Source organism: Weizmannia acidilactici, assembly GCF_008974185.1.
GTDB classification, from domain to species: domain Bacteria; phylum Bacillota; class Bacilli; order Bacillales; family Bacillaceae_C; genus Weizmannia; species Weizmannia acidilactici.
Window position 1 is genome coordinate 1 of sequence record NZ_BKZP01000061.1, and the last position, 5,459, is coordinate 5,459.

At 34.5% G+C, this 5,459-nt stretch carries 3 protein-coding genes and 1 pseudogene; all 4 read left to right on the plus strand.

What is annotated here, in order from left to right; translation table 11 throughout:
* Positions 1 to 277 (plus strand): annotated as a pseudogene (locus tag BpJC4_RS15360) (SAM-dependent DNA methyltransferase); the annotation flags it as partial.
* A 4-nt stretch (positions 278 to 281) separates the two neighbouring features.
* Positions 282 to 1,460: a restriction endonuclease subunit S gene (locus tag BpJC4_RS15365; protein ID WP_151698173.1), complete on the plus strand. Its 1,179-nt coding sequence runs from the start codon at positions 282 to 284 to the stop codon at positions 1,458 to 1,460.
* Positions 1,461 to 1,478: 18 nt separating this feature from the next.
* The gene (locus BpJC4_RS15370; protein ID WP_151698174.1) at positions 1,479 to 4,817 is read left to right on the plus strand and encodes a DEAD/DEAH box helicase family protein; all 3,339 of its coding nucleotides are present in this window, start codon (positions 1,479 to 1,481) and stop codon (positions 4,815 to 4,817) included.
* Positions 4,818 to 5,153: 336 nt separating this feature from the next.
* The coding region (locus BpJC4_RS15375) for a hypothetical protein (RefSeq protein ID WP_151698175.1) at positions 5,154 to 5,459 on the plus strand (306 nt) is incomplete at its 3' end.

A 5,459-nucleotide genomic window follows, 5' to 3' on the forward strand; every position in this document is an offset into this window, starting at 1 on the left:
ACGCACGCCGATCGAAGAAACCGACATCCCGGACATCATCGAACGGTTCCAACATTTAGATGCAGAAAAGGACCGCAAACGCACGGAGCAGTCTTTCTTCGTCCCGGTGGAAGAATTGCGGGAGAATGAGTACGACTTGTCGATTAATAAGTATAAAGAGATTGAGTATGAGGAAATTGAGTATGAGGCGCCGGAAGTGATATTAAATAGAATAGAAGAATTGGAAAAAGATATCTCCAAAGGCATTCAAGAATTGAAAGCAATCATTAGGAGTTAACTGTATGAAATTAATTAAGTTAAAAGATGCATTCAAAATAAGAAAAGGAAAAAAAGTTGAGCCGGTTAAAGTACCTGGAGAAAATACAGTTAGATATATCCAGATTGAAGATTTGAGGGATAATCACAATCCGAAATTTTGTCAGATGCAAGAAGGATATATCTATGCTAAAAAAGACAACATTATTATTGCATGGGATGGCGCAAACGCTGGAACAGTATCCTATGGTATTGAAGGAGTTATCGGGAGTACTTTGGCTGTTCTTGAAACTGATTTAGAAGAAATATACACGCCTTACATTGGAAAATTTTTGCAATCGAAATTTCAATACCTAAGGAATACAAGTACAGGAGCAACCATTCCACATATCTCGAGAAAAGCGCTTGAAAATTTAGAAATACCGCTTCCTGAGGTAGAGAAGCAGAAACTTATTTCAAAAACATTAGATCAGGCACAGGAATTAATAGATAAACGCAAATCCCAAATCGAAGCCTTAGACCAATTAACGCAAAGTGTGTTTTTGGAGATGTTTGGGGATCCAATTACAAATCCAAAAGGTTGGAAATTAGCTATTTGTAAAGATATTACATCCAAGATTGGTTCAGGAGCAACTCCAATAGGTGGAAATGCAAGTTATAAGCAACAAGGTATTAGTTTAATTAGAAGTATGAATGTTTATAATAACAGTTTTAATTATAGTGATTTAGCTTTTATAGATGAAGAACAAGCAGAGAAGCTAAAAAATGTAATTGTTAATAAAGATGACATATTACTTAATATTACTGGTGCTTCAGTTGCAAGAAGTTGTATTGTTCCTGACGATGTTTTGCCAGCTAGGGTCAATCAGCATGTATCCATCATCAGAGTAATCAAACATTTGATTAATCCTATTTTTCTAAGCTATATGCTTACAAATGAAAGCTATCAAAATTATTTATTAAGATTATCTACAAGTGGAGGGGCAACAAGAGAAGCAATAACTAAAAAACAAATTGAAAATTTGCCGATTATTATTCCCCCACTAGATTTACAAGAACAATTTGCTATCAAAGTGACAAAAATTGAAGAACAAAAATCTTTTATACAGAAAAGTATTGGAGAAATTGAAAATCTGTTTAACTCGTTAATGCAAAAAGCATTTAAAGGTGAATTGTTTAACGAAGAAAAAGTTCCTAACCTTTAATCAAAGGGAGGTGGTTACGTGTCAAACTTCAACTTTTTAAATGAAAAAAAACAATATAGTAGTTTTGCTAGTGCTTGTTTTGAAGCAGAAAAAGGTTTAGTTGTAAGTCCCGCTGTCAGCGCGATTCAGTCACGACGTGCGCTGGAGCTGGCTGTTAAGTGGGTATATAGCTATGACAGTGCTTTGAAAGTTCCTTATCAGGATAACCTATCTAGTTTAATTCACGACCGGGAATTTTTAGGAATTATTGATGAAGATTTATTGCCGATGATGAAGTATGTGGTGAAACTTGGTAATCAAGCTGTCCATACCAATGCACCAATTACACGTGATGAAGCTGTTTTATCCCTTCATCACCTATTCCAATTTATCGCATGGATTGATTATTGTTATTCTGATGAATTTACTGCTGGGGAATTTGATGAATCACTACTACCGATTGGAGAAGAAAAGAAGGTCCGTCCGAAAGAATTACAAGATTTATATGAACAATTAAGTGCGAAGGACAGGAAGCTTGAAGAAATTATTAAAGAAAATCAACATCTACGTAAGAAGGTAACTGAAAAACGTGAACATAATACGAAAGAAAATAATTTCCAAGTAGATCAATTAAATGAATTTGAAACAAGGCTAAAATATATCGATTTAGATTTAAAACTTGCCGGTTGGGAGTTTAATAAAGATATTGTCCGAGAATATAAAGTTAAGGGTATGCCAAATGAAACTGGTATAGGATTTGTGGATTACGTTTTATTCGGAGATAATGGGAAGCCACTCGCAGTTGTGGAAGCCAAAAGAGCTTCTGAAGATCCAAATAAAGGTAAACAACAAGCAAAATTATATGCTGATTGTATCGAAAATATGACAGGTATTCGGCCGATTATTTTTTACACGAATGGTTTCAAAACATATATTTGGGACGGAGATTATTCACCAAGGGTAGTATCAGGGTTCTATACGAAGGAAGAACTAAACTTGTTAATGGAACGCCGTCAAATGAAACGTCCGTTAACAAACATCCAAATTAACGACGATATCAGTAACCGTTATTATCAAAAAGAAGCCATTTTATCAGTTTGTGACGCATTAAGTCGAAATCAAAGAAAAGCACTTCTGGTTATGGCAACGGGTAGTGGGAAAACGAGAACAGCAATTTCGATTGTTGATGTCTTGACTCGTCATAATTGGGTGAAAAATGTTCTCTTTTTAGCAGATCGTAAAGCTTTAATAAACCAAGCATATCGTAACTTTAATAACTTACTGCCAAGTATACCTTTATGCAATCTTTTAGATAACAAGGATAACCCAGAGGAAAGTAGAATCGTTTTTTCTACATATCCGACAATGATGAATGCTATTGATGAGGCGAAAAGACAAGACGGGAAAAAATTATTTACCGTTGGACATTTCGACCTTATTATCATTGATGAGTCGCACCGGAGTATTTATAAAAAATACCGTAGCATTTTCGATTATTTTGATGGAATTTTATTGGGATTAACCGCTACACCAAAAGATGAGATTGATAAAAATACGTATGCAGTGTTTGACTTGGAAAATGGCGTTCCAACATATGCCTATGAACTCGATCAAGCTGTAAAAGATGGGTTTTTAGTTGATTATCGAACGATTGAGACAAAGACGAAGTTTTTAGAAGAAGGTATTCATTACGATGATTTATCGGAAGAAGATAAAGAAAAATATGAAGAAACCTTTGATGAAGAAGACTTTAGGGAAGATATTGACAGCTCAGCCTTAAATGAATGGCTCTTTAATGACAACACCATCGATATGGTTCTGAAAGATTTAATGAATAAAGGGATTCATGTGGAAGGCGGCGACAAGCTAGGCAAAACGATTATTTTTGCAAAAAATCATCGCCATGCAGAAAGAATCGTAGAACGTTTTGATGCATTATTCCCAGAGTATGGTGGAGATTTTGCTAGAGTCATTGATTATAGCATAAAATATGTTCAAACATTAATCGATGACTTTTCAGATAAAAGTAAAATGCCACAAATAGCTGTATCTGTGGACATGCTTGATACAGGTGTGGACATACCAGAAGTGGTTAATCTAGTATTCTTTAAAAAGGTTCGCTCGAAAACAAAGTTTTGGCAAATGATTGGTCGTGGAACACGGCTTTGTCCAGATTTATTTGGAATTGGACAAGATAAAACGCATTTCCTCATCTTTGACTATTGCGGAAACTTTGAGTTTTTCCGTGAAAATCCAAAGGGCATGGAAACTCAAGTTGGTAAAAGCCTCACAGAAAAACTATTCAATGCTAAAGTGGATATAATCCGTGAGTTACAAGGAACTGAGTATCAAACAGAAGAATATATCAACCATCGCAGTGAATTAGTCCATGAAGTAACAAGGGACGTTCTTGCCCTTGATAATGAAAATTTCCGTGTTAGACAACATCTGCAATATGTGGAGAAATATAAAAATAAGGACAATTGGGTGTCATTATCTGTTCTTGATACGAATGAAATTAAAGAACATATCTCACCGATCATTGTCCCAGTTCAAGATGATGAATTTGCTAAACGTTTTGATTTATTAATGTATACGATTGAATTGGCCAAATTACAAGCCAACAATGCCACAAAACCAATTCGCAGTGTCATTCAAACGGCGGAAGCACTTTCTAAACTTGGTACGATTCCGCAAGTAATGGAACAAAAGCACGTCATTGATAAAGTGTTGACGGAAGAATTTTGGGATAGTGCTGATATATTTGAACTAGATGATGTGCGTGAAGCGTTAAGGGATTTAATCAAGTTTATCGAAAAAGAAACTCAGAAGATTTATTATACAGACTTCCAAGATGAAGTAATCGAAGTAAAAGAAAACGCTCCAATGTTTCATGTGAATGATTTACAAAATTACCGGAAGAAAGTAGAATATTATTTAAATGAACATAAAGACCAAATGGCGATTTACAAACTGTACCATAATAAACCACTAACAGCCCAAGATGTAAAAATGCTTGAAGATATACTTTGGAAAGAACTTGGTACGAGAGAAGATTACGAAAAAGATTTTGGTGACACGCCGATTACAAAACTAGTTCGGCAAATTGTTGGCTTGGATCCGAAAGCAGCCAACGAAGCATTTTCCGAATTCCTTTCAGAGGAGCGGTTAAATCTAAACCAAATTCGATTTGTTAAACACATTGTTGATTATGTCATTAAAAACGGAACACTCGATAAAAAAGTATTACAACAAGAACCATTCAGATCAGTTGGCAGTATTGTTGAACTGTTCAAGGACAATATGGATGATGCAAGAAAAATCATTGGCATTATTGATGAGATCAATCGAAATGCGGAAGATATTGCTGGGGCATGATTCAATAAATGTACAAACATGATTGAGACACCTTGGATTTTCAGGTGTCTTCTGTATTTTTGAGGTGAAAGAATGGTAACTGAAATATTTAAAAAGGAAATTATTAAAATACTATCTATCTGAAGCAAAAAAACAAGGACTCTCTTATATTGATCTTGTATCAGGTGATATTCATAGAAAAGTAGGAGGATATCCGTCAAATAATCATCGTATGCCCTCATGCTGTAAGGCCATGTATTCATTAATGAAGCCCGGTGATGAAGTTTTATATGCACCGCAAAAAGGAAAAGGAGCAACATTAAAAATTAGATATTATATTAATGAGGAGCGAGAAGGTTGAAAAGTACAGAATATGAATACGGACCTATTCAAAAGTTATTCATAAAAAGTTGTTTTATTTTTAAAAGTATTAACCTCAAACTAGTTGTATCGTCTGATTATACAGAAACTGTAAAGCTCTATTTACCAAAAGAATTAGATGATAGTCAAATGCAAATTGGTTCAATTCAATATGGCGGGGTAAAATACCCGATAGTTGATAAAGATAATATCAGTCTTAAATATGTTGAATTACGATTAAAAGTCAACTTTTTAAAAAGTATTAGCAAATATGATGATGTTTTTCATTTACTAAAAGATAAA

What these genes read in the sequence shown, in the direction of transcription:
- BpJC4_RS15365 (WP_151698173.1), top strand. Translation starts at nt 282, where the DNA reads ATGAAATTAATTAAGTTAAAAGATGCATTCAAAATAAGAAAAGGAAAA.